Raw genomic sequence first — 5013 nt, 5'->3', positions numbered from 1 at the left:
AATATAGAGCAAATAAGGCAGATATTAAATGAGCTTGCTTTAATTGATGCAGATCTGATTTTTGATAGAAAGATTATACAGGAGTGGAAAAAAGATCATGTTAGTTAATTTTATTGATATTTTATGCGTTTTAGCGTTTTTTGCTTTAATTGTCTATGTATATATAAAGCATTTAGATGCAGTCGTTGAAGATCGCTGCTATGAAAGCTATACATATTTTAATGCGGTTATAGATGATTTTAAAATTGTGGCCGCACTAATACTTGTTATTATTGCCGGAGTTATGATTATTCGTGGTGTAGTTGTGATTTTAGATTTTTTCTTTGATTTTAGTTAAGAGTTATAAAATGAATTTATTTGGAAAAATAATAATAGTTATATCAGCAATAGTTATTATTACTTGCTGGTGTTTTATGGGGTTTGCAGCTCTAAGAGTTTTATAAAAAGCTTAAAAAGAATAAGCTCCTTAATGGAGCTTATTTTTTTATCGTCTGTATTCTGGCGGTAGCTGCTTGCGATACACTTCTGACAAATAAGCCTGCTCACAATGGTTTTGTTTGATTGGTGACAGACAAATATCTAAAATAAACTTTAAAATCTTATAAAAATAATGACCTTTTTGCTGTGACTTGCGGTAACACAAAGCAGAAATTGTTTCATCACAACTTCCACCAAAAAGAGTGTTAACCAGTTGATCAAATGCGATTAGTATATTTATTAAATATTTCCAGAAGTTTTTTAAAAGTTTTAAAAATCTAGTCATTTTTAAGCTCCAAAAATCGCTAATTTTGGCAACTAATAAAAATAAGCTCCAAAATCGTTAAAAATTGGAGCTTATTTATTAGTTATTCAGACTTAGAGAAGTCCATCATTTTGAACTCTATTACAATAGCATTAACTTCATCAATAGATGTGCAGGCATTGATCTGTGACTGATATAAAAATTTCTGCGTATAAAGATTTTCACCATTTTGGGCGCACTCTTTAAGCATAATTTTTAGATCCGCAATAGTTACATCCTTAAAAGTATTATCATAGAGCTTGTATTTGATTAGATCTGTTTCTTCGTGCGCCTCGATCAATCCTCTAATATTATCCTGTGCGGTTTTGTCTGCGTTGATTGCATAGCCTAAACTGGAAGTTAAATACATTTTGTCACAATCATTAACAGTGAATTTTTGAGAAATAATTTTTAATTCTTCAAGTTTTGAAGATTTTACTTTTTGGAGTAAATCTTCATCAGTTAATACTTTAAATGTAAGTGTTTTATTTTCCGCATCTTTAACAATATAAGAGTTATCATCTAAATAACGCTCAAATAGTGAATAAAGCTCTTTATCGTGATTTGATGCACTTACACCATCTAAAGTAATATCAGGAATAATTACACCGTCAAGATCTGCTGCACTTTCTGCGATCTTTTCAGTAGTCCACTTTTTGCCGTTAAACCTGGACCAGTAACCGTCTTTTAGTGTTGGCTCTATAGTAGTAGAATTTTCAGTTTCAATATTGGAATTACCTAAGTAATATCCGTCAGAATCATATAAAAAATAAATCATAATTGAAGATCTCCAAAAAGTTGATTATATAATCTCTTTATATATTTTAATCAAAAATAGCTTGTATGAGGATAATTCTTATATACATTGCCACACCAAGATTCAAAAGCGTTGTCTATATCACCTGCAGGAATTAAACCTAGATCATACTTATATCTTAACTTGTAAAGTCTGCGCTTTTCTCGTCTTAATCCTTTTTGTGTCTGGGTATAGATCACCTTTCCACTATCTTTAATTGTATAAATGCTTTTTAGAAAAATAAAACGTGATTTATAAGCTTTTCGGGATCTTTTTATAAATCAATAATTTATTATATCATACCGCCCCACAATAGGGGCGGTAATTTGAGATTTTTTTATTCGGTTAACCGAATAAAAAGCGAGGGCGAACACTACGAGAATTACTAGCAACGTCATGGTAAGCATAACCGCTACCGTTCGCAACACAAAAGAAAGTGGAACTGCTGACGGAACGTAGCCATACATTCTGACGGTAAAATTTAGATATATAATCAGGATTTAACTTGAATAGCGGCATCTGAGCATAGAATCCAATAGAGTGACCGTAGCTAGCAAAAATGCGTGAGCCGTAAGCCTCCATTTCTGATAATAAACAAAGTGAATTATCATACCACGCCCAATCATTTTCTGCATTAGCGAATAATTCTCTATGAGAAATAATCTTACCATAAAAAGGTGTAGAGCTAGAGCCAGCTAGAGCGTTTAACAGAGCAGGCAATACGGTTGTATACATTCTACTACCGACATAGCCCCCGCTAGTGGTATTTGATGTATTCATCTGTGCATCAAACAATCTATCAGGAATTAACACTAGATGATTGCGTGTTAAAGCGGTATCACCATAATTTTTAAATGTGTTAATACCTGCTACACGGTATTTTGTAGTATATTGTGTACCGCTATACGTAATAGTCTGTTTTACATAATCACCGATATAGATTTTCGAAAAATCACCACTAGATACTGCGTTTTGTAGTTTATTTAAGTTGGTAAAATAATTTAATAAATCGTGACCTCTGAAAATATTATTATGCAGCGTTTCGGTAATTTCCTGCTCTGACAAGTCACAATTCTGTAAATTAAATATTGAATCGTTAGAAACATTATCTAGTGTAACGGTAGCATAAATATTTGCTATATCCTCTGCTGTTAGTAATAACGACCAATACTTTGACCCTAATGTGCTATCAGGAGTTACAACAGTTGAACTTGCACCGCAACGCTGTTTACACTTGTAAAGATTACCGTCTGTATATAAAATTACTCTTCCTTTTACATAATCGTAGCTGCTTGAAAAAGTTGGTGAACCTCCATTCTGGATGTAATAAATCCATGCGCCTAGCAGTTTAAATACTCCGTTGAAATCTTTTCTGTCCGGGGCGATACCGCCTGCTCCTAAAGGAATTTGTGTTATTTGTGGAAAACCTTCTTCAAAAGAAAAATCACCAGTGCCGGCGGTTGTATCATCTGGTATTGTATTCGCATCACCGCTGTTTACTAGCTGTTTCTTCCATTTTGTAGGCTCATTGAAAACTGCCATTTTTAACCCCTCTTAAAAGATATATATTTATAAATTTTCTATTCCATACGTGCCAAAAGTGCCATTATTGAATGTTTCAAGACCACTTCCACGAAAACCAAAAGTAGGTGTAATAATGTGATAAAATTGTAATCCAACTCCAGCAGGCAGCCACTCGATATTTTTTATCGCTCCGATCTGAGCTTGCGAAATTGCTCCTATAACCAACAAACGCAGGATCATAGTATTGGAATGTAGGACTTTTATATCTGTATCTGGGAAAAGTTGTGAAAAGATATAATTTAAACTGTTCAAAGATACATTTGAAATATTGATTAACGCTTTAATTAAAATGTATGTTCTGTATGCGTTATCTTCTAATCTAATCCTGCCGTTTACAACTTTATAAAAAGGAGCGTTATTGAATGTTTCGATACGATCCATGTTATAAGGTGAATTGTCAAAACCTAAATAGTCGTACTGTTCATCTACTGCAACAAACTCACGATCAATATTAACAATTCGCCCCCATACATCAAGGCCGTAACCCTCTGCAGTATAGATATTAATCATTTTGTCATAGATTAAATCTATATCTTTTTGAGGGGATATATAATCGTAATATCCTCTTATTACGCCTTTAATGTGAGGGGAATCACCATATTGAGATTGAATAACCGCATCAATATTGAAATCACTCATTAGATCACCTCTACAATAACATTATTCTGATCTAAAGTAGGATTTGAGGTTATCGGCATGTGTAGCGAATTAGTCCATGTCTCACCGTCTGTAGATAACTGCACCGTTAACACGTTAGCTAGACCGGCATTAAGAATTGAAGGAGTAAAGCGTGAACTATACAGATTGTCATTCATTTTGATTCTTAATAAATGCTCATTGTTTATAATTGTTTCTGTATCAAGGCCATAAAAATTATTATATACAGCCTCTTTGATAATATCCTCATAATTATCTGGTAAGGAGGCGTTATTTTGGATCTGTACTTTAACAAAAACATTATAAGCAGCAGGGCGATAAAATATAACTTCCTCAACCGCCTGCGTGTATTCATTTGTGATTTGAATTGTTGTATTGCCGTTATAATCGCACCCGGCGGACAAATTATCATAAATAGCTTTTGCAATTTCGGTATCATTACCGCCAATAACAGATACAAAAATTGAATGTGGTTTTAAGTTATAATTATCTATCGTTTCAACTACATTCTTTTTGTTGTCAACTGCATAAACTGCGATCACGCCATCACATTGCCCTACATTTGCATAAACCGCACTAACTGTAGATCTGGCATTTTTTGCAACGCTTTCTTTTCTGCGCTGTTCAAAAGCTGCCTGACTTTCTTCGAGCGATCCGACTGTAGCCGTCAAGTTGGTGACTGCATCCCAGCCTGTAACAGTAGTAACAATTTTTGTTAATGTGCCGGCATTTGCTGCAATAGCACCAGCAGTTAAACAGGTAAATTCAGCCTGTATATTTTCTTCTGCAGGAATTGTTACATTTTGATCTAAACTCCATTGAGTTCCGTCTATTTCACTTTCTATCAATGCGCCTGCGCTGATCTGTGTACCTGGTCTGCCGGTTATTGTACACATTGCGTATGAACTGATCGCCTGTTTTCTTTTTATAAAGTAAATTTCGTTTAGCGCATCTTGAAATCTGCCCTCCGCTGTTCGAGGATCGAACTGTTGAGCAAGATATAATACTTCACTGTCTTTCTGACTAACACTTGCAACTTGTGCATCTATGATCTGCCCTTGTGGAGTCTCTGGAGCAACGTTTAACAGCGGTTTTCCGTTCTCTTTAAAAGCGTTCTGCCATTCAGCAGAAATCTGCTCTCTGAGGTCTGTTACCTCAGTTACATCAAAACCTTTTGCACTGTTGAAAATAATCA

General features: G+C 34.4%; 7 protein-coding genes. 1 reads left to right on the top strand and 6 read right to left on the bottom strand.

Going from position 1 to position 5013, the window contains the following annotated elements:
• Window positions 1-97: 97 nt before the first annotated feature.
• Window positions 98-337: a hypothetical protein gene (locus ACJML3_RS09040; RefSeq protein ID WP_406022528.1), complete on the top strand. Its 240-nt coding sequence runs from the start codon at window positions 98-100 to the stop codon at window positions 335-337.
• A 147-nt stretch (window positions 338-484) separates the two neighbouring features.
• Here ACJML3_RS09040 and ACJML3_RS09035 read toward each other — a convergent pair whose 3' ends face one another.
• The 6 genes from ACJML3_RS09035 to ACJML3_RS09010 form a co-directional block, all read right to left on the bottom strand.
• Window positions 485-763 carry a hypothetical protein gene (locus ACJML3_RS09035; protein WP_406022526.1) on the bottom strand — a complete coding sequence of 93 codons (279 nt, stop codon included), beginning with the start codon at window positions 761-763 and terminating at the stop codon, window positions 485-487.
• Between the two features lie 82 nt (window positions 764-845).
• A complete protein-coding gene (locus ACJML3_RS09030; protein ID WP_406022524.1) occupies window positions 846-1559 on the bottom strand; it encodes a hypothetical protein in 714 nt (237 codons plus the stop codon).
• Window positions 1560-1609: 50 nt separating this feature from the next.
• Window positions 1610-1777, bottom strand: coding sequence for a hypothetical protein (locus ACJML3_RS09025; RefSeq protein WP_406022522.1), 168 nt, complete (start codon window positions 1775-1777; stop codon window positions 1610-1612).
• Between the two features lie 145 nt (window positions 1778-1922).
• Complete coding sequence (locus ACJML3_RS09020; protein ID WP_406022520.1) at window positions 1923-3119, bottom strand: hypothetical protein; 1197 nt, start codon at window positions 3117-3119, stop codon at window positions 1923-1925.
• A gap of 27 nt (window positions 3120-3146) precedes the next feature.
• On the bottom strand, window positions 3147-3800 hold the full coding sequence (locus tag ACJML3_RS09015; RefSeq protein WP_406022518.1) for a DUF2612 domain-containing protein: 654 nt from the start codon (window positions 3798-3800) through the stop codon (window positions 3147-3149).
• On the bottom strand, window positions 3800-5013 hold a 1214-nt coding region (locus ACJML3_RS09010; RefSeq protein ID WP_406022516.1), incomplete at its 5' end, for a baseplate J/gp47 family protein. The genes ACJML3_RS09015 and ACJML3_RS09010, both read right to left, overlap by 1 nt.

Origin of the sequence: Succinivibrio sp., from assembly GCF_045124615.1 — a bacterium.
Classification (GTDB): Bacteria; Pseudomonadota; Gammaproteobacteria; order Enterobacterales; family Succinivibrionaceae; genus Succinivibrio; species Succinivibrio faecicola.
This window is presented reverse-complemented; position numbering and strand designations above follow the sequence as displayed.